Origin of the sequence: Sulfitobacter sp. HI0027 (assembly GCF_001634775.1) — a bacterium.
In the GTDB taxonomy this organism is placed as follows: Bacteria; Pseudomonadota; Alphaproteobacteria; order Rhodobacterales; family Rhodobacteraceae; genus Sulfitobacter.
On sequence record NZ_LWER01000158.1, the window covers coordinates 1 to 17,890 of the forward strand.

Genomic DNA, 17,890 nt, shown 5'->3' on the forward strand with positions numbered 1-17,890 from the left:
TGGGCTGGCTCGGACGGCGCACAATTACGGAGGGCAGCTGGCTATCACGATTGTTGGCGCGCAAGCCCAAGATGCTGGTCGCTATCGCGCTGGCCAATAAGATGGCCCGGCAAATCTGGGCGATGCTGACAAAGAACGAAGATTACAAGGATCCGGCGCTGGCAGTCGCGGCATGATGCTCTTGTTGAACTGCTAGCGACGGTGCCAAGGGGAGTGTAAGAAGACGACGACCTGAATGGGCAAAACGATCGAATAGATCTGGATTGGGAAAACCAGTTAGGGCCTACGAGCTCAGAGCTCGCTCAACAGATTTGGACCTGATCCGCTGATCACCATCCCGGCCCGCGGCTTTTGGAAGTGCCGCATCTCGAGGCCTTACAGAAGACCGCACTCGATCACTCGCCAATAGGGTCAAAAAATTCTTGCACTACGGGCGGCAACCACAGAAGGCCCTAGAGGAAAATCTCAAAGAGGTGACGACCTACAGTGTCGGTCAGGTTCGCGTGGCAGGGTTGGTTGCGTCATATTATGGAACCCAACGGAGCGTCCGCAACAATGCAGGTGAGGTCGTTTATGGCGGTTCCGACCTCATCGTGATCCGCGGCGACTTGACCGCGCTGCAGCGACGCGAGAATCCGGAGGCCGCGCAACGAGCCATAGCCCAGGCCCGGGTTTTCGATGACGCGGCCTCAGATTGCTTCGAAGGTTTTCTCGCGTCACGCCGCAATTACGATGTCGCGCAAGGTCTAGATGCACGCGGCACATGGAGGTCCGGGGTGCTCGAGCAATCTTGGCGTGTTGGCGGAGCCACTTCCGCCGAGGTGCTGGCACTCGAGGCATTTCAGGCGGATTCCTCGCTGGACGTACTGCGAGCGTCCTCCGTCGAAAAATACGGAGAGGAAACTCAGGTGCCTGAAGGGGCGATAACCTTCTATCGCGGGTCGGACGAGTACGGTGGGTCAATTGTAAAATATGCCATGGTCGAGACATGACGACGCGACACGAAGCTCTAGAGATCGTGACGGAAGATGAAAAACTTGCCGCCACTCTTGCGGCTCCCTCAACAAAGATGCCAGGCGTGCTATTCTTACATGGGTGGGGTGGCAGTCAGGAGCGTGATCTGACCCGATCACGCGATATCGCCGCTCTGGGCTGCGTATGCCTAACCTTTGATATGCGCGGCCATGCCAAGACGTCTGGCAGGCACGATACGGTCACGCGGGAGCATAACCTGAAAGACGCGCTGGCAGCTTACGACCTGCTGGCAAAACATCCCGCAGTCGACAACACCGCAATCGCGATCGTGGGCAGCAGCTATGGCGGCTACCTCGCTGCGATTTTGACTTCGCTACGACAAGTTCGTTGGCTCGCCCTCCGGGTGCCGGCCCTCTACAAAGACGAGGAATGGGACGTGCCGAAGCGACAGCTTGATCCAGAATTATTGGCCGCATATCGGCGCGGTCCAGTGGCTCCTTCGGAGAACCGGGCGCTGCGGGCCTGTTCAAACTTCGTCGGCGATGTCTTGATCGTCGAATCCGAGTACGATCATCTTATTCCACGCCAGACAATTGTAAGCTATCGGGCGGCTTTCTCTAAAGTTCACTCGCTGAGCTATCGTATTATTGACGGAGCAGATCACGCACTCTCGACCGAGCCCTGTCAGCGGGCCTACACTTTGCTCCTTGCGAATTGGACAACCGAGATGGTTCTGGGCGCCCGTCGCGGAAAATCGAAGTGATTTGCCGTTTCTACTTCAGCCCCCCAAAATTCTCGTGGGTTATGAAGCGGAAGTTGTCGGATAACTTGTCGTAGATACTGCGAGCCGGCCCAAACTTGCTCAGGGCTCGAATGCTTCCGTTTCGCCACACAAATTGAGGATGATCCCAATAGAGGGCTACGCGACACTTGTCTTCGTGGCCATTATGAATCCCTGGTAGGAGAGGCGCCCAGCAGGTGTCGCGCACATTGGTGTGACCCAGAAAAGTCGAGAAGACCGGTAGTTCCCGCTCGACATCTTCACCCGCCCGGTGCCAGTTGATTAGATTCACGACGGCGAAGTGGTGGTCGTGTCGCGAAGGTGGTGGGAAATTTGAAGTTGGCGTAATCTCCGGGTGAACTTGAACCCACCCAACCGGTGGCCGCAACCGCCAAGGAGATCACGCCGTGAAGAACAATACCGATACTGCTGCGCTTTCGCTACTGGCCAATGAAGCGGGCTACGATCCGATCGAGGATCGGCTACGAGAGAATATCCGCGCCACGATCGAAGCTGTCTTCGAATAGGAGCTGGACGCGTTTCTGGGGCGCTGCCGTTATGATCGGGGCACCAATAAACCTATGGGCTACCGACACGGACATCGCGAGCGTCAGCTTGTCGGCACCTTCGGCGCGGAAACGGTGAGTGTGCCCCGCGCCCGCGCCATCGATGAGACCGGCAAGATCACCGAATGGCGCTCGAAGGCGCTGCCGCGCTATCAGCGGCTGACCAAGAAGGCTGAGGCCCTGATTGCTTCGGTCTATCTGGCCGGGACCAACACGCGGCGCGTGAAACGGGCGCTGTATGGGCTGTTTGAAGGGGCGGTGAGCAAGGATGTGGTCAGCCGGGCCTGGCGCAAGGTGAAGGTCGACTGGGACGCCTGGGTTGCCCGCGACCTGGCCAATGAGGACATCGTCCGGCTGATCCTTGACGGCACGGTGATCAAGACACGCATCGATAAAAAGGCCACGAACATTTCGGTGCTGGCGGCCATAGGCTTGCGCCGGGACGGACAGAAAGTGCTGCTTTCCATCAAGAATATGGGCGGCGAGAGCAAAGCAGCCTGGGGTCAGTTTCTCGCCGATCTACCGGCACCAGCCGGTAGTCGTTCAGTCCGTTTGGTTCGATGACGGACGGTGGCGAATGTGCTTTCGATTGGGTTTGACGTCCGGTTGTGTTTCCAGTGTTCCGCCGGATAGTCATAGAAGGTCAGCAGCGCGTTCCTGTCCTTGACCAGCTTGGCGACCGCCTTATCCCATTTCACGCCATAGGTTTCGACGAAGAAGTCGAAGGCGACGTTGGCCTTGGCTTTTGTCTCGGCCTGCCAAATATCGTGCAGATGGCCTTTGGCCTTGGCTTGGATGGATTTCGGCATCGCGTTCAGCACGTTCATAGTTTTGTGGACCCAACATCTTTGTTCCTTGGTCGTGGCAAACACCTCACGCAGGGCCGTCCAGAACCCCAAGGCACCGTCGCCGACGGCCAGCTTCGGGTCCTGTTTCAGGCCGCGCCGCTTGAGATCAAGCAGAACCTCGCGCCAGCTTTGCGTGCTTTCGCGGAAACCGTCAGTCATGGCCAACAGCTCTTTGCGGCCATACTCATCGGCGCCCACGATCACCAGAACACATTGTTTTTCTTCAGCCATCCGAGGTTTAAAGTAGACCCCGTCGGCCCAGATGTAGAGAAACCGCCGGTTGCCAAGGTCGCGTTTCTGCCAAGCCTCATAGTCTTGCCACCAATCAGCCTTCAGTCGCGTGACGGTCTTTGCGGACAGGCCCTTGGCATTCGGGCCCAGCAGCGCCTCCAAGGCCTCGGTGAAATCGCCTGTGGATAGGCCCTTGAGGTAAAGCCATGGCAGCAGTTCCTCGACAGATTTCGCCTTGCGCAGATAGCGCGGCAGGATGCTGGGCGTGAAGGTGATCTTTTCTTCGCCGGCGGCTCGATCCCGCACGCGCGGCACTTTCACCGGCACCGGCCCAATGCCGGTCATCACCTCGCGTTCCGGCAAGTGACCATGACGCACCAGGCGTGCCCGCCCGTCCTCCAGCCTTTCACCGGAAAAGGCGTTCATCAGCGCGGCCAGTTCGGCATGGATCGCCTGTTCGATCAGCTTGCGTGCGCCATCGCGCAGAATGTCGGTGAAGGGGTCCGATGAAAAAACCGATGGATCGGGCAGTTGGGTGATGGTAGTCTCTGACATGTGGCATATTCCTTTCTCAGCAGAGAATTGACGGCGACTCGACACCGCCATGATATGCCGCCCCTCAGGGCATCACCAACTTTCGCGCGTTTCTCCGTCTCTGCGACAGGTTGGTCGAACTCGGTGCGGTGCGGGAACTGACCGGGCGGGACACCTTTCGGCTCTATGGAGTTTGAAGGGAGGGCGAAAGACAAACCCGAGCTGGACCACGAGTTGACCGGTCTGCCGCAAGAGCTGCGCTGGCGGGAATGGATGCGTCGGATCGAGGCTGTCCTTTTTTCCTCCGCGTCTCCAGTGACAAGCAATGATTTGGCCCGCGTGGCCGGGCACGGGGCGTCCGTTGCTTTGTTGGTCGAAGACTTGGCCGTTGAATTGGAGGGGCGATCCTTCGAGCTCGCTCAAGTCGCTGGCGGCTGGATGATGCGCACGCGGTCTGCTTATGCTCCGGCGATCCGCGCCGCAGCGGACGTAGGAGGTCAGCAGCTGAACCTGAACGAATTCGACGTCGCCGTGCTGGCCGCCATCGCCTACCATCAGCCGATCACCCGTGACGGGCTCAAGGATATTTTCGGCAAAGAGATCAGCCGCGACTTGATCGGGCGCTTGCATGCACGTGAGCTGATCGGGTCCGGGCCGCGCTCGCCGAGGCGCGCCGTTGACCTATGTGACCACTGAGCAGTTCCTAATCGCGTTTGACTTGGAAACTTTGCGCGATCTACCCGATAAAGAACAGTTGGAAGACGCGGGCCTAACTGTAGAGAGACGAGGTATTCGTCAAGATCAACGGCGAGACGCACTATCTTTGGCGGGCTGTGGATCACGAAAGGGGAAGTCCTGGAAAGCTTTGCCACAAAGCGCCGCGATCGCAGAGCCGCATTGAAATTCCTCAGGAAAACCATGAAACGTCATGGTCGACCACATATCTTCGTCACCGACAAACTACGTTCCTACGGCGCGGCGCTGAAGGTCATCGGCAATGTGGACAAACAGGAAACTGGCCGCTGGCTCAACAATCCAGCCGAGAATTCACACCAGCCATTTCGAAGGCGGGAACGGGCCATGCTTGGCTTTCGACGCATGCGAACTTTACAGAAATTCGTCGCCGTCCACGCCTCAGTCCACGACGATTTCAATGCGGAGCGCCACCTCTACAGCCGATCAAACTTCAAGCTGAACCGTGCTGCCGCTCTGGACGAGTGGCGGGGCCTCTACGCAGCCTAAAAGATTGAGATCGCTGGGGAACTGAGACTGGTTCGAATTTGTCTGACAGCACCCTCAGCCGCCTATCCGACTGTGTTTGCTTGCTATGCCTCCTCGAGCCGATCGGTTGCTGGTGCAGGCGTTGGCGTAAGTTTGGATAGCATCTCGTAGAGTGGCGTTGAGAGCGCAAGTTTGGTGCCTATTAGTGAAGGTGACAACTGCTCAAGCGATTTCGCGGAAATGATTGGGCGAGGCTTTGTGCTGTGGTGTGTCACCCACGCGATCGCAAGCGAAGCCGGATGTACGTTTTCTTCGCGCGCCAACTTAGCAAGAGCCGCTGCTGCCTCGTACATCCATTTTTCACCGTACCGCTTTGCATATTTGGCGTTCTCGGTGAGCCTGCCACTGAAGCCAGATGAATATTTGCCGGTTAGAAGCCCGCCGCCTAAGGGAGAATATGTGGCAGCTAACATCCCCTCGCTCGCACACATGGGGAGAATTTCGACTTCGGCTTGCCGCTTGACCAAGCTGAACATTGGCTGGACGACATCAATGTTCAAATCAAAACTGGCTGCGACCTCACGCGCTTTCATGACCTCCCATGCGGCACAATTCGAAACTCCAAGGTAGCGGAAACGTTTGGCTTGTTTCTGCTCTGCGTAGAACTCCATTGTCCGTTCAAGAGGTGTGCTCGGGTCAAACCGATGAAGATAAAGGAGGTCAACAGAGTCCAATTTGAGCCTGCTAAGTGACTCGTTAAATTGCGTTGAGAGGTTGGCGCGCCCTGCACCGCCACTTAGGCCGCCCTTGGTCGCAATGAATAAATCCTCACGCATTGATGCCGCAAAACGGCCTAGGATGAGTTCAGACTCGCCTTCGGTGTACGAATGCGCGGTATCAAAATGGCGTATCCCTATCTCTAAACAGGCGCGAAACATTGCTTCGCTTTCCTTAGTATCTGCAGCATCACCGCATTGCATGGCCCCAAAAATCGCGGGGCCGAGGGACTTTCCGCTGATGGTGGTTAGCATCTGCTTCTCCTCTATCCAGCTATGGTGTTTTGGCAAATTCATTTGCGTAACTCTTTCGCAGGTCAGTCTTGAGGACCTTTCCCATTTGGTTGCGCGGAAATTCCTCAAGTATGATTATCCTCTTAGGCCTCTTGTACCTTGCTAGCTTCTCACCGAGTGCGCTCTCCAGCGACTTCAGATTTACCATTTTATCGCTTTCAGGACGCACTGCGGCCATGACACCCTCACCAAAGTCTGGATGGGGAACGCCAAAAACCACTGCTTCGGCTACGCCTTCGAGAGCTTCCAATTCAATCTCGATCTCTCGCGGATAGACATTGAATCCCCCAGTGATGATGAGATCCTTTTTCCTGCCTACCAGCCAGAGATAGCCATCTTCATCTTTCTGTCCGAGGTCGCCGGTGTCGAACCACCCATCCAAAGTCCAGTCTTCTTTTAGTTCAGGCCGCCGCCAGTATCCCTCAATGACGGAAGGTCCGCGAACCTGCACGCGTCCTGCCTGTCCAGATTCCAGTGCTACGTTCTCGTCGTTTGTGATGCGAAGTTCTACGCAGGACAACGGGCGCCCTACGGAACCAACGCGCGCGCTTCCGTCAATCGGATTGGTTGTCAGGATGCAGGTCTCGGTTAGGCCGTACCGTTCAACCACCGGGATGCCCATCCGCAACCGAAGGGCTTCGAACACTTCGGGTGATAACGGAGCCGAGCCAGATGTCGCGAGGCGCAGCTTGCGACAAACTTTTTGTGTGAACTCCTTATGTTCCAGTAGCCTAGTATAGATGGCAGGAACTGCCATGAACACAGTTGCTTCCGGAAGATACCGTAAGGTTGCCTCGGCCTCGTACTTTGGCAGAAGCCTGACCGTTGCGCCGCGCACGATCATCATCGCAATACCTAGAAAAAGACCATGGCCATGAAATACTGGAAGGACATGCAGTAGTCGGTCTTCATGCGAAACTCCCCACGCATCTGCGAGCGCGAGCACATTGGACAGCAGGTTCTCATGCGTCAACGGGGCACCTTTGGGGCGTCCAGTAGTGCCGGAGGTAAAAAGCATCGTCGCCCCGCTTTGCGCATCAGGAGAAGGGGGAAGTGAGGTCGGCTCGATTGCAAGGAGATCGTTCGGTTGGTTGGTGCCAAAGCTGAAATTTCGAATTTCGTGCGGCAAAGATGTATTGCATCCTCTGTTGTCAATTAGAAGCACTGGCATCGAGTCCTCGATCAGCACTGAAGATTCACGTTCTGTAAAATCAGGATTGATAGGAACGTAGACCGCACCCGCACGTGTAACTGCGAAAAATAGCAGCATGCTGGCGACTGATTTGGATAGCCTAACTGCGACTCTATCCCCGGGCTGAACGCCTGCAGATTTCAATCTTGCAGCAATTTCCTCGACCTTTTGCAAACTGTCACCATAGGTCGTGACTTCGTCCCGTCCGCGTTCGTTAGTCTCGATGAAAGCAGGAGCCTCGGGCCTCTCTCTCGCTTGGATCTCCAGCGCTTCGATAAGTGTTTTCGGGGTAGCCGTTTTGCTTCTCGTCATGCTGGTTCTATTCCCCAAGAAATTCTGGTGTCCGCTTCTCGGCGAACGCTTTCAAAGCGGTCTGGTAATCGCTGCTGTCAACGCATCGTTGGGCGGCGTCCACGACGGAAGACCAATCGCGTGTATGCTCAGGTTTTGAAAGTTCGCGAAGGCAGGTTTTGGCCGCGCGCAAGGTCAATGGCGCATTAGCCGCAAATAGCGTCGCCCTTTCAGAAACGAAGCTATCAAGTTCTTCAACGGGCAATACTTCGTTGGCAAAGCCACAGCGTTGGGCCTTTTCGACATCAAAGAGCTTTGCTGACATGAGAATCTCTGCCGCTGTTGAGTGGCCGACAACCTGTGCCAGCCTGTCTATCCATGGCGGGCTATAGCCGATCCCAAGTTTGGCTGCTGGTATTCCGAACCGCACCGAGGCATCGAGATAGCGCAAGTCACACGCCAACGCGATCGCGGTGCCCGCTCCGATGCAGAAACCACGAATTTGGGCGATGACCGGATAAGGGATCGCCTCAATCGCATCTAGTGCCTCCTGGACAGTTGCGTGATAGGCTTCGGCCTGGTCTGAGCTGCGGCGGGCTTTACCAAATTCGCTAATGTCAGCTCCAGACGCAAAGGCGACATCCCCATCGCCACGAATGATTACGACGCGAATATCTGAACGGTTCGCCAGTTCACGCGCCGCGTCAGTCAGAGCATTCCACATGGCTTGGGTCATTGCATTGCGGCGCTGCGGATTTCTCAATGTAAGTGTGGCAATTGCTCCAGTTTCGGATTTAATGACGGCTGGTAACATGGCTGCGGTTGTCATTCTGCGATCTCCTCGTAGCTGCCTGAATGCCCAAAGCCTGGCTGCATCTCAGCAAGGTGGACGATGCCAGTTGCATCAGTGTGCTGCAGCATGCTTCGCAAGCTTTCGCCTTGAACAATCAGATGCATGCGCATTGCCTCTGCCGCTTCGGCCTCTTTGTGCTCTCGGATAGCGCTGAGAACAGCGTCGTGTTCTGATGACGATCCGGCAAGGCGACCGGGCAAGTGGCCTTGGCTTATACGGAGAAAGCGCAGGCGATCTCTTAGCTTAAGCGTCTCGGACCGGAGGTAGTCGTTTTCCGCTGCCTCATATATTGCCTCGTGGAACTTAACATTAGCAACATAGTAAAGATGCGGATCCGTACTATCTGCGCGGGCTCGGCACTCCGCTTGTGCAGCTTCCATGCGAGCTAGGACACTTTCACTACGGCGCCGTGCTGCGAGCCGGGTGCAAGCCGCCTCAAGTTCGGCCATCGCTTCGAACTGATCGAGGATCTCTGCGGCGGTTTGGCCACGCACCACGGCCCGTTGGTTCGGCCGTAGGGTTACAAGGCCATCCCCTGAAAGGCTGCGAATAGCTTCTCTGACTGGAGTGCGCGAGACGCCGAACCGTTCTGCGATTCGCCCTTCGGACAGAAACTCGCCGGGCTTGAGTTGGCCCGTCATAATATCCTCTCCCAACGCCTGTCTTACAATTTCGGACTGGCTGCCTTCTCTCTCTGCAATGGTATCTTCCAGCTTAGTCATCAGTCGCTTTCGCATACGGGTTTAGCATTTATAAATGCATTCTATCAAAAAAGTGTATACAGAGTAAATAGGAATGTGTATCGATTGATGTTGTTGGAACAAGTTTCCGGCAAGAAGCCACTCGAAGGGGAGGTCGATGGCCCAGATCAGATTTGTATGTGAAGCGCTCAGTCGGGTCCTCTTCTGGATCTGTGCATTGGTAATTCTCATCATGGCGCTGTCTGTGACTTACGAGGTCATAGTGCGCTACGCATTTAATAGGCCCACTGCCTGGGTCACTGAGTTATCAAGCTACATGCTGGTCGCCGTGGCTTTCCTTGGCGCCGCTTGGACGCTGCGGCAGGACGGCCACATCCGGATGGAACTCCTTGCTGAAACCACCGGACCGAGAGGGCGAAAGTTCTCTGACCTAGCAATGTTTTTGGTGGCCATCTGCATTTCTGCGGTACTGCTTTGGACCGGTTGGAATATGGCGATCGCTAACTACACGTTCGGCTGGCGTTCTATGACGCTGCTCGCAACACCGCTCTGGATCCCCCAAATGCTTATCCCTCTCGGGGCGCTCGCCCTTTTGCTGCAGAGCTTGATAGGTCTCGCAGACACGATCTCAGGTCGCCGCTATATTAGAGGGGACGCAGAATGATCCTCGGGTTCACTTTTCTAGCAGTACTGCTTCTACTGATCCTCATCGGCGTACCAGTAGCTTTCTCTCTGGCGGGGACGACTTTGATCGGCCTTTTGATCACTGGTGGCATTACGAGCCTGCCGGTTATGTCCAACACGGCTTGGGCCACGACATCCGAATTCGTCCTCACAGCCATACCTCTTTTTGTTCTGATGAGCGAGGTGATTGCAGTAACGGGCATCGGTCGCGACCTGTTTATTGCTGTGGAGAGATTACTTGGTAAGATTCGCGGCGGGCAGGCAGTCGCATCGGTTGTTGCCTGTGCAATCTTTGGTGCCGTCAGCGGAACCGGAGTCGGAGTAGCGGCCGTTATTGGTGGAGTAGCGATCCCTCAGATGCTGGCACGCGGCTACCCCCGACATATTGCAGCTGGGAGCGTAGCAGGAGCGAGCCCCCTTGGCATGATCATCCCGCCCAGCCTGCCTCTCATCCTTTATGGGGTGGTTACAGAGACGCCAATTGCGGCTCTATTTTTGGCCGGGATCCTACCTGGGATCCTCATTACACTGCTTTGTTGTATCTGTGTAAGTGTCATGGTTCGACGTTCCAGACTGACATTTGAACCTATCGAAAGCGGTTCGGCACTAAATTCCGCAAAACTTTCGTTGCCCATCGTTCTCCTGATTATTCTTGTAATTGGCTCGATCTATCTCGGATTGGCGACACCAACTGAGGCGGCTGGGGTTGGTGCCGTCGGTGCCATCGTGATTGCAGCTGTTCAAGGCCGTCTTACACGAGAGCGCATCAAAATAGCTTTGCTGGCGTCGGCAAGAACGAGCGCGATGCTGCTGTTCGTTCTGATCGGAGCAATGCTCTTCGGTTACTTGCTGGGGATTACAAGAATGCCGCAAGAACTGACGGCTATCACTGTAGGGCTCGAAGTTTCGCCTTGGGTAATTTTCGTTTTGATCATGTTGGCCTATTTTGTGCTTGGCATGTTTCTTGAAGTAACTTCGATCATCCTGATCACGATGCCTGTCATCTTTCCCACCGTTATCGCCTTGGGCTTCGATCCGGTGTGGTTCGCCATCGTATTGATGGTGAATATGAGCCTGGCGGTTGTCACTCCACCCGTCGGTCTCTGCTTATACGTCGTGAAGTCTTGTGCCCCGGGAACCAGTCTCGGTCAGGTTATCCGGGGAACCGCACCATTGATGGCAATGTATGTTGTTATGCTCGTGGCTCTTTGCCTCTTTCCGGGCCTGGTGCTCTATTGACCGAAATCTAGGGAGGAAACCTAATGCTAAAACAAACACTTATATCAGCAATATTTGCACTTGCGACAACCCCGCTTGCCGCACAGCAAACGTTGAACCTCGGGCACTACTTTGCGCCTGAAGACTTTCGCGGAAAAACAGCCCAGTACTTTGCTGATGTGCTGAATGAGAAAACCGAGGAATTGAATGTCGACGTTTATCCAAACGAGTCTTTGGTCAAGGGACGTGAGGCGCTTCAGGCGACTTCTCAGGGCGTCGTTGACATCTACTCTGTTTATGCCGGATATCTTTCTGGCCAAGTCCCTATCATCAACATATTCTCGCTGCCTTTTCCCCCTCCAGCATATGACGACGCTGCGATGTATGAGCTGGCACAGGACCCAGAGACAGTAGAGTTGTTAGATCAGACCTTCGAACAGTTCGGCGTAAAATATCTCGGCGTTGTAAACTCATCAGGGCCAGCCCAGATATTTCTTAGAAGGGAAGTCGAGTCAGTTGATGGCATGGCAGGCATGAAGATCCGGGGCGCAGGTGGGCTTTCCGACGATGCGCTCCGCGAATTGGGCGCTTCAGTAACAATGTTGAGTGCCGCAGAGCAGTTCTTAGCGCTTCAAACAGGTACAGTGGATGGCATCTCGACGACGTGGTCGTCCTACGTAAATTATGGACTGGCTGACGTCGCGCCTACCTATCTCGCTGCAACTGTTGTTCGCGCTCCGTATCTTCTGCTCATGAACAAAGCGAAATACGACGCGCTGAGCGATGATGCTAAAGCCGCCGTTGGAGAAGCCGTGGAAGAGACAGTCACTTGGTCGCGTGACAACTTCGCCGCTGAGCAAGAGGAGCTTCATGAACAAGTCATCTCGCAAGCGCAGAATGTGGTTGAGGTATCGGATGATGAAAACAAGCGGCTTAGAGAGCGGATGCAACCGATTTACCAGTCTTTTGTGAAAGATAATGGAGAGGCGGCCGCGAAACTCATGCAGCGTTGGGAAGAAGTGGTAGCCGCAGACTAAGGTGAACCTCCGTTCTCACGAAGCTAGCCCTGCCGGTTTTCGGCAGGGCTTCCTGAAGTGGTCCTGCTTTTTCGGACAGGGTTGTGGCTCAGCTAAGATGTAATTTGGTTGGTTTCATGCCGCCTTTTGGGTTCGTTTGTATCGAAGAATGCGTCGTTGGGTGATCGTTGGTCGAGGGCCGTGTGGGGCCGCTCGGTATCGGAGAGTATCTGATCTTCCGTGTATGAGTAATTCGGTCCATGCTTCATTAACGAAGGAGCCACGAATTGAAAACCGAAAGGTCATCCCATGACACCATTTGTATTCAACACGACCAAATCGGTCGTCTTCGAAACTGGCGCGTCTGCGCACCTAGCCGACATCGCAGGCAAGACATTGGGCACGCATTGCTTTTTGGTCACTGACCCTGTTCTGCGCTCGCTCGGTCTTTGCGATGCAGCGATTTCATCCTTGGAAACCGCTGGGCATACTGTAACGATTTTTGACAGCGTCGAAGCCGATCCATCACGCGAGACGCTTATGGCCGCCGTTGAAGCAGGCCGTGCGGCTGGCATTACTGGCGTCTTGGGGTTTGGCGGTGGATCATCTCTCGATATCGCGAAACTGGTCGCGCTGTTGCTGGGGTCCGGCGAAGATCTGGATGACGTATGGGGTGTGGCCCAAGCCAAAGGCCCGCGGCTCCCTCTTGTTTTGGTCCCTACAACGGCGGGCACAGGGTCTGAAGTTACGCCGGTATCTATCATCACAGTCGGTGCCGAAGAGAAGCGCGGGGTATCGTCGGCGGAAATATTACCTGACATAGCAATTCTTGACGCGGAACTCACCCTCGGCTTACCGCCCCATATCACAGCGGCAACTGGCGTGGACGCAATGGTGCATGCCATCGAGGCCTATGCTTCAAAAAATCCCAACAACAACCCTCACTCAAGAATGCTGGCCCGTGAGGCTTTGCGCCTATTGGGTGCCAACATTGAAACCGCCGTATTCGACGGTACCAACCGGGACGCTCGCGGGGCTATGTTGCTGGGGTCCATTCTGGCTGGACAAGCCTTTGCTAATTCGCCGGTGGCTGCGGTTCACGCTCTGGCCTATCCGATTGGCGGCACTTTCCATGTGCCTCACGGTTTGTCGAATGCTCTTGTTCTACCACACGTCCTTCGCTTCAATGCCTCAGAGGCCAATGCGCTTTACGCTGAGATTGCCGCAGACGCGTTTCCACAACTTTCCACGATTGAAAACAGTGAAGAACGCTGTGATGCCTTCATCGGGGCACTGGCAAAGTTATCGTCGAGCCTCAAGATGCAGACCCGTTTGCGTGACGTGGACATCCCGGAAGATGCGATTGGGAAAATGGCCTCGGACGCGATGTTGCAGCAACGGTTGTTGGTGAATAATCCGCGCCCGGTTTCCGAACAGGATGCATTCGACATCTATAAGGCTGCTTGGTGATGTCCAAACGACCCGCGATTGGTCAACGCTCTGATTATTCGACATTCTATCCAATCCAAACACGATGGATGGACAATGACATCTATGGGCATATGAATAACGTCGTCCACTATTCGCTGTTCGATACCGCTGTGAACGGATGGCTGGTTCAACAAGGCCTGCTTGCCTTGGGAAAAAGCCGAACGCGTGGATTGGTTGTCGAGACCGGATGCAGATATCACGCCGAAATGGCATTTCCGGATCAGGTGACTGCGGGTTTGCGGGTGGCAAGGCTCGGCTCAAGCTCGGTCCGGTTTGAGGTCGGGTTGTTTCGCAATGATGAGCCGCAGGCCAGCGCGGAAGGCTTCTTCGTCCATGTTTATGTAGACAGAGAGACCCATCGGCCAAACCCAATCGAAGATAACCGCCGCGCCGCATTCACAGCGCTCATGCACCGCTGAACTTTAAAAGAGTTCTGCCTCAATCTGTGTGGCGGAGCGGCAGCATTCGGGCTCTGAGGAGTTCTGGTCCGGCGCGACCGTACACGTTTCAGGATTAGCACTGGTCCAGAAAGGTTCTGTCGCAAACTTTTTTTGAAGATTGAGGGTGGCAATTCTGTGGGGCATTGCCAAGTTGTTGGCCGCGTGTCGTAGGGTGTTGCTGGTCTGTAAATTACGCCACCATCTCGATGGTGTATTCTGCCCAGAGGCTGAACGCGTCAGCTCGGGCGTGGGGATATGAGTTTGCGGTGAGTTGAAATCGGGGGACGGAAAATCAGGTTGATCTGATCGTGAGCGGATAGAAACCTCTGAGCCTGCCGATGTGACTTGAACCGGCCGAATATCTTCTCTCGCTTCCGAGTCGGCCTGTGTGATCCTTCGATGGCGTTGTTCAATCCCTTGTGGGCGCGGTGGTCAGCGTCCGGTGCCAATGTTTTGATCGGCTTGACATAGCTGCGCAGCTTGTCGGTGATCACGACCCTCGGCTCGCCGAACTGATTGATCAGCCTTTGGAGAAACCGCTTGGCTGCTTTAGCGTTTCGTCGCGTTTGCACGAGAATGTCGAGGACGTCCCCTTCCGCGTCGATGGCACGCCACAGCCAATGTTTCTTCCCTCGAATCGAGATAACGACCTCATCCAGATGCCATTTGTCATTGGGGCGAGGACGATCGCGCCGGACGCAATTTGCGAAATGTGGACCAAAGCGATTGACCCACAACCGGATCGCTTCCCGGCTCACAATCACACCGCGCTCGGCCAGCAGGTCTTCGACGTCGGCCGTGCTCATTGCGAAGCGATGGTAAGCCCAAACAGCGTATGCGATGATTTCGCGAGGGAACCGGAAGCCCTTCAGGCGCAGGACACTGGTTGGGAATTTTCATTGCGTTGAAATAACCTGATCATGCAAGCTGAAAAACTTGGCAATGCCATTCAAAGGCATAGCAGCACGCTATGAAAAAACCGATTGCAGCTACATAGCCAGTTGTGACCTGGCCGTAGCTTGATTGCGTAGAGGTGAGTGCCCCAGACCCTAGTATACCTAGCAGTCTTCCAGAAGTTTCATCTAGCGGAACATGTCGGCGATTTCCTGTACTTTAAACTAAAAACTATACAAATTTGAAACATGATGTGTTTCGCTAAGAGGGATTTGAAGACAATGGGTGAAATAAAGGTGCTGACTAAAGAGCCAGACATCCAGAAGGATGCCATGATGAGCGTGGGGCGCGCAATTGCTGTATTGCGCTTGATTGGAGCGGCTCCTGAACCGGGCATGCGCTTACGCGATATCTCCGTTGCGCTGGATCTGCACAAGACCTCGGCTTCGCGGATGCTGACGACGCTTGGTGCGCTTGGAGTTATTGAGCGCGACCGGAATCGTTGTTTCAGGGTGTCGGATGATTTCAGGACCAGTTTTGGCACGCCGCTGACCACCACACGGTTGCGCCAGGCGGCCCGACCCGCGCTGAGCATGCTCTCGGAAACCTTGGAAGATGTCGCGTTTCTGTCCGTGCCGAACGCTTTGGATTCGCTTTGCGTAGCACGCTACATCGGCACCTATCCCATTCAGGCGCTGTCGCTGAATGTGGGCGGGCGGCGTCCATTGGGTGTTGGAGCGGGCAGTCTGGCCCTGCTTGCCTGGGCTCCGGATAAGGAGCGTGACCATCTGATCGAGATGCAGCGGCCTCGTCTGAGTAATTACCGCGTTGGCGTTGACGAGATCACGGCTGCTGTTCAAGTGGCGCAGGCTCAGGGTTTTACCTATCTGCCGGGGTTTGTCATTCAGGGCATGACGGGCATGGGCATGCCTGTGCGCGATCCATCGGGCGAAGTGGTCGCCGCTTTATCGGTAGCGGCTATTACAGAGCGGTTGTCGGGCGTCCGGCGCGACATGGCAATTAGTGCCTTGAAAGAAGCTGCGTCCGATATGGAAGGCCGTCTGCTTGGAGGAGCGGGTCGAGATACAGGCGCAACGGAAGAAGCAAACCAGAGCGGGGATATCGCTTGAAGTCAGTTAATGGAGGAGGAGACCCCAATGATGACGAATACACTGAAAAGTTTACTGCTTGCAGGCATCACCTGTTTCGCGACGGGCGCGCAGGCGCAGAATATTACGTTGGCTTCAGGGCCATCGGGTGGAACGTGGTACCCACTGGGTGCTGCGATTGCGAAGATCATCGAAGATGAAATTCCTGGCACGCGGGTCAGTCTGGTCAATGGTGTGACAATATCCAACATCCTTGGCACGAATGCTGGCCAGTTTGATCTGGCGATGTCGCTGTCGACTTCGAATGTCGATGCGATGAACGCTGTAGGTGAGCATTTCACGCAACCGCAGGAGAATATCCGCGGGATTGTCGGGTTCTATGCCGCGCCCTACCAGATGGCGGTGCCTGCCAATAGCGACATCCAAACGGTCGCTGATTTCGCGGGCAAGGTGGTCAACCCCGGTGTGGTCGGAGGGGCCACGGATGTGCTGACCCAGACAATCATGAAATTGAACGGTGTGCGCTATGAGGATGCCGCGCGGATCGAACGGCTTTCATATGCTGATGCGTCCATGCAGTTGAAGGATGGCCATCTGGATGTATTCACGGGAATTATTTCCGTACCATCCGGTGCCATCGCCGAGGCGGCCTTGGGCAATGGTGTCCGCATGATCCCGGTAGATGATGATACGATCGCCAAGCTGCAGGAGCAGAACGATGGCTACATCTCGGTCATCATTCCGGGCGGCACCTATAACGGTCAGGATACAGATGTTCAGGCAGTCGGGACGAATAACGTGCTGATTGCCAATGCCGACCTTGATCCCGAGCTGGTCGAGAAGATCACGCGGGCCATCGTCGAGAATGCCGAAACCCTGCATAATGTAAATGCAGCTTTGAGGAAATTCGGTCCTGATACCGCAGCGCAAGGCATTGGCGCGCCACTTCACCCCGGTGCCGAGGCGTATTTCAACGCCAACTGATCCGAGCATTCGGGTCGGCCAGTCCGATCTTCGCGATGGGGCTGGCCGGATTCGTCTTTGGGGGAGACCAGAATTGAAACAGATTGCCATTGTTGCAAGTTGTTTGCTTGCAGGGTTTCACCTTTGGACAGGCTTGGATGGTGTGTTCGAAAGCTTTCTGCAGCGGAACATACATCTGTTGCTCGTGCTTGCGGCAGCGGCGGCCTTTATTCTGGGCGACCGCTCCGCGGGGACTGCAAGAAGCCGCATAGTCATGGTTCTGGCCAGCACGGTGCTGGTGTCTCAAGGGTCGTTGCGACAGTTTCCGCTATCTCAGTTTCCTCAACTCTTCCCTGAACGCTTCCGTCGGTGTGCGCCAACCAAGGCACTTTCTTGGCGTGCCGTTGAGGCGGTCACAAATCGCCTTCATATTGCGATTTGAGAGCGCCGCGAGCTGGGTGTCACGGGGAAGATATCGCCGTGCGCGTTTGTTGAGGTTCTCGACCGAGCCTTTTTGCCAGGGTGCTTGTGGGTCACAAAACCAGCTGTCAGTGCCGATGCCCGACTTGAGCTTTCTCCACTCCCGGAATTCGAAACCACGGTCAAAGGTGATCGATTTGCGGGCCGGCTGGGGTAGGGGTTCCATCACATCCATCAGCTTGCGCATGAAGTGGGTCGAACTGCGGTCGTTGTTGCGAAACAGGACGGCGAACCTGGTCTTGCGTTCGACGAGCGAAGCCACGTTCATCTTGCCATTGGCACGTTCAAAGATCATCAGATCGCCTTCCCAGTCACCGAACGCCTCGCGTGTC

Annotated in this window: 14 protein-coding genes and 7 pseudogenes; 14 read left to right on the forward strand and 7 right to left on the reverse strand. The window is 55.4% G+C overall.

The annotated features are described in order from the left end of the window. The 4 genes and pseudogenes from A3722_RS09930 to A3722_RS09945 all read left to right on the forward strand — a co-directional run. A pseudogene (locus A3722_RS09930) lies at positions 1 to 176 on the forward strand (IS110 family transposase); the annotation flags it as partial. A gap of 246 nt (positions 177 to 422) precedes the next feature. Further along, a complete protein-coding gene (locus A3722_RS09935) occupies positions 423 to 992 on the forward strand; it encodes a DUF3182 family protein (RefSeq protein ID WP_067627136.1) in 570 nt (189 codons plus the stop codon). Next, on the forward strand, positions 989 to 1,738 hold the full coding sequence (locus tag A3722_RS09940; RefSeq protein ID WP_067627134.1) for an alpha/beta hydrolase family protein: 750 nt from the start codon (positions 989 to 991) through the stop codon (positions 1,736 to 1,738). The genes A3722_RS09935 and A3722_RS09940 overlap by 4 nt, the downstream gene beginning before the upstream one ends. 425 nt (positions 1,739 to 2,163) lie before the next feature. Then, positions 2,164 to 2,850: pseudogene (locus A3722_RS09945) on the forward strand (transposase); the annotation flags it as partial. 14 nt (positions 2,851 to 2,864) lie between these two features. On the opposite strand, the pseudogene A3722_RS09950 reads toward A3722_RS09945, so the two are convergent. Continuing rightward, positions 2,865 to 3,956, reverse strand: a pseudogene (locus tag A3722_RS09950) (IS256 family transposase); the annotation flags it as partial. An 83-nt stretch (positions 3,957 to 4,039) separates the two neighbouring features. Here A3722_RS09950 and A3722_RS23970 point away from each other — a divergent pair. From A3722_RS23970 to A3722_RS09960, 3 pseudogenes are all read left to right on the forward strand, one after another. Next, positions 4,040 to 4,132, forward strand: a pseudogene (locus A3722_RS23970) (DUF1403 family protein); the annotation flags it as partial. After that, positions 4,122 to 4,710, forward strand: a pseudogene (gene scpB / locus A3722_RS09955) (SMC-Scp complex subunit ScpB); the annotation flags it as partial. The pseudogenes A3722_RS23970 and scpB, both read left to right, overlap by 11 nt. A 7-nt stretch (positions 4,711 to 4,717) precedes the next feature. Continuing rightward, a pseudogene (locus A3722_RS09960) lies at positions 4,718 to 5,177 on the forward strand (IS6 family transposase); the annotation flags it as partial. Positions 5,178 to 5,260: 83 nt separating this feature from the next. Here the strand turns inward: A3722_RS09960 and A3722_RS09965 are convergent. The 4 genes from A3722_RS09965 to A3722_RS09980 are packed head-to-tail and all read right to left on the reverse strand — an operon-like array spanning position 5,261 to position 9,284. After that, positions 5,261 to 6,187, reverse strand: coding sequence for an aldo/keto reductase (locus A3722_RS09965; RefSeq protein WP_067627138.1), 927 nt, complete (start codon positions 6,185 to 6,187; stop codon positions 5,261 to 5,263). A 19-nt stretch (positions 6,188 to 6,206) separates the two neighbouring features. After that, positions 6,207 to 7,730, reverse strand: a complete 1,524-nt coding sequence (locus A3722_RS09970; RefSeq protein WP_067627129.1) for an AMP-binding protein — start codon at positions 7,728 to 7,730, stop codon at positions 6,207 to 6,209. A gap of 7 nt (positions 7,731 to 7,737) precedes the next feature. Continuing rightward, positions 7,738 to 8,538 (reverse strand): enoyl-CoA hydratase-related protein, encoded by an 801-nt coding sequence (locus A3722_RS09975; protein WP_067627127.1) that lies wholly within the window; start codon positions 8,536 to 8,538, stop codon positions 7,738 to 7,740. After that, positions 8,535 to 9,284, reverse strand: coding sequence for a GntR family transcriptional regulator (locus A3722_RS09980; RefSeq protein WP_161487384.1), 750 nt, complete (start codon positions 9,282 to 9,284; stop codon positions 8,535 to 8,537). Before A3722_RS09980 ends, A3722_RS09975 begins: the two co-directional genes overlap by 4 nt. A 136-nt stretch (positions 9,285 to 9,420) precedes the next feature. Between A3722_RS09980 and A3722_RS09985 the strand changes: the two genes are divergently transcribed. From A3722_RS09985 to A3722_RS10005, 5 genes are all read left to right on the forward strand, one after another. After that, a complete protein-coding gene (locus tag A3722_RS09985; RefSeq protein WP_067623499.1) occupies positions 9,421 to 9,927 on the forward strand; it encodes a TRAP transporter small permease subunit in 507 nt (168 codons plus the stop codon). Next, complete coding sequence (locus A3722_RS09990; protein ID WP_067623492.1) at positions 9,924 to 11,186, forward strand: TRAP transporter large permease; 1,263 nt, start codon at positions 9,924 to 9,926, stop codon at positions 11,184 to 11,186. Before A3722_RS09985 ends, A3722_RS09990 begins: the two co-directional genes overlap by 4 nt. A gap of 23 nt (positions 11,187 to 11,209) precedes the next feature. Further along, entirely contained in the window at positions 11,210 to 12,202 is a 993-nt protein-coding gene (locus tag A3722_RS09995) for a TRAP transporter substrate-binding protein (protein ID WP_067623489.1), read from the forward strand. A gap of 288 nt (positions 12,203 to 12,490) precedes the next feature. Beyond that, positions 12,491 to 13,651 carry an iron-containing alcohol dehydrogenase gene (locus A3722_RS10000; protein ID WP_067623486.1) on the forward strand — a complete coding sequence of 387 codons (1,161 nt, stop codon included), beginning with the start codon at positions 12,491 to 12,493 and terminating at the stop codon, positions 13,649 to 13,651. Continuing rightward, a complete protein-coding gene (locus tag A3722_RS10005; RefSeq protein WP_067623482.1) occupies positions 13,651 to 14,091 on the forward strand; it encodes an acyl-CoA thioesterase in 441 nt (146 codons plus the stop codon). Before A3722_RS10000 ends, A3722_RS10005 begins: the two co-directional genes overlap by 1 nt. A 211-nt stretch (positions 14,092 to 14,302) precedes the next feature. On the opposite strand, the pseudogene A3722_RS10010 reads toward A3722_RS10005, so the two are convergent. Next, positions 14,303 to 14,990: pseudogene (locus A3722_RS10010) on the reverse strand (IS6 family transposase). A gap of 297 nt (positions 14,991 to 15,287) precedes the next feature. On the opposite strand from A3722_RS10010, the gene A3722_RS10015 reads away from it, so the two are divergent. Then, positions 15,288 to 16,136 (forward strand): IclR family transcriptional regulator, encoded by an 849-nt coding sequence (locus A3722_RS10015; RefSeq protein WP_067623479.1) that lies wholly within the window; start codon positions 15,288 to 15,290, stop codon positions 16,134 to 16,136. A 27-nt stretch (positions 16,137 to 16,163) separates the two neighbouring features. Continuing rightward, a complete protein-coding gene (locus tag A3722_RS10020; protein ID WP_067623476.1) occupies positions 16,164 to 17,099 on the forward strand; it encodes a TAXI family TRAP transporter solute-binding subunit in 936 nt (311 codons plus the stop codon). 307 nt (positions 17,100 to 17,406) lie between these two features. Here the strand turns inward: A3722_RS10020 and A3722_RS10030 are convergent. Beyond that, a partial coding sequence (locus tag A3722_RS10030; RefSeq protein WP_150120460.1) for an IS30 family transposase occupies positions 17,407 to 17,890 on the reverse strand: 484 nt, incomplete at its 5' end.

Coding starts and splice junctions, on each gene's coding strand:
- A3722_RS09965 (WP_067627138.1), bottom strand. CDS start 6,187: ATGCTAACCACCATCAGCGGAAAGTCCCTCGGCCCCGCGATTTTTGGG.
- A3722_RS10015 (WP_067623479.1), top strand. CDS start 15,288: ATGGGTGAAATAAAGGTGCTGACTAAAGAGCCAGACATCCAGAAGGAT.
- A3722_RS10000 (WP_067623486.1), top strand. CDS start 12,491: ATGACACCATTTGTATTCAACACGACCAAATCGGTCGTCTTCGAAACT.
- A3722_RS10020 (WP_067623476.1), top strand. CDS start 16,164: ATGATGACGAATACACTGAAAAGTTTACTGCTTGCAGGCATCACCTGT.
- A3722_RS09975 (WP_067627127.1), bottom strand. CDS start 8,538: ATGACAACCGCAGCCATGTTACCAGCCGTCATTAAATCCGAAACTGGA.
- A3722_RS09985 (WP_067623499.1), top strand. CDS start 9,421: ATGGCCCAGATCAGATTTGTATGTGAAGCGCTCAGTCGGGTCCTCTTC.
- A3722_RS09940 (WP_067627134.1), top strand. CDS start 989: ATGACGACGCGACACGAAGCTCTAGAGATCGTGACGGAAGATGAAAAA.
- A3722_RS09970 (WP_067627129.1), bottom strand. CDS start 7,730: ATGACGAGAAGCAAAACGGCTACCCCGAAAACACTTATCGAAGCGCTG.
- A3722_RS09995 (WP_067623489.1), top strand. CDS start 11,210: ATGCTAAAACAAACACTTATATCAGCAATATTTGCACTTGCGACAACC.
- A3722_RS09990 (WP_067623492.1), top strand. CDS start 9,924: ATGATCCTCGGGTTCACTTTTCTAGCAGTACTGCTTCTACTGATCCTC.
- A3722_RS10005 (WP_067623482.1), top strand. CDS start 13,651: ATGTCCAAACGACCCGCGATTGGTCAACGCTCTGATTATTCGACATTC.
- A3722_RS09980 (WP_161487384.1), bottom strand. CDS start 9,284: ATGACTAAGCTGGAAGATACCATTGCAGAGAGAGAAGGCAGCCAGTCC.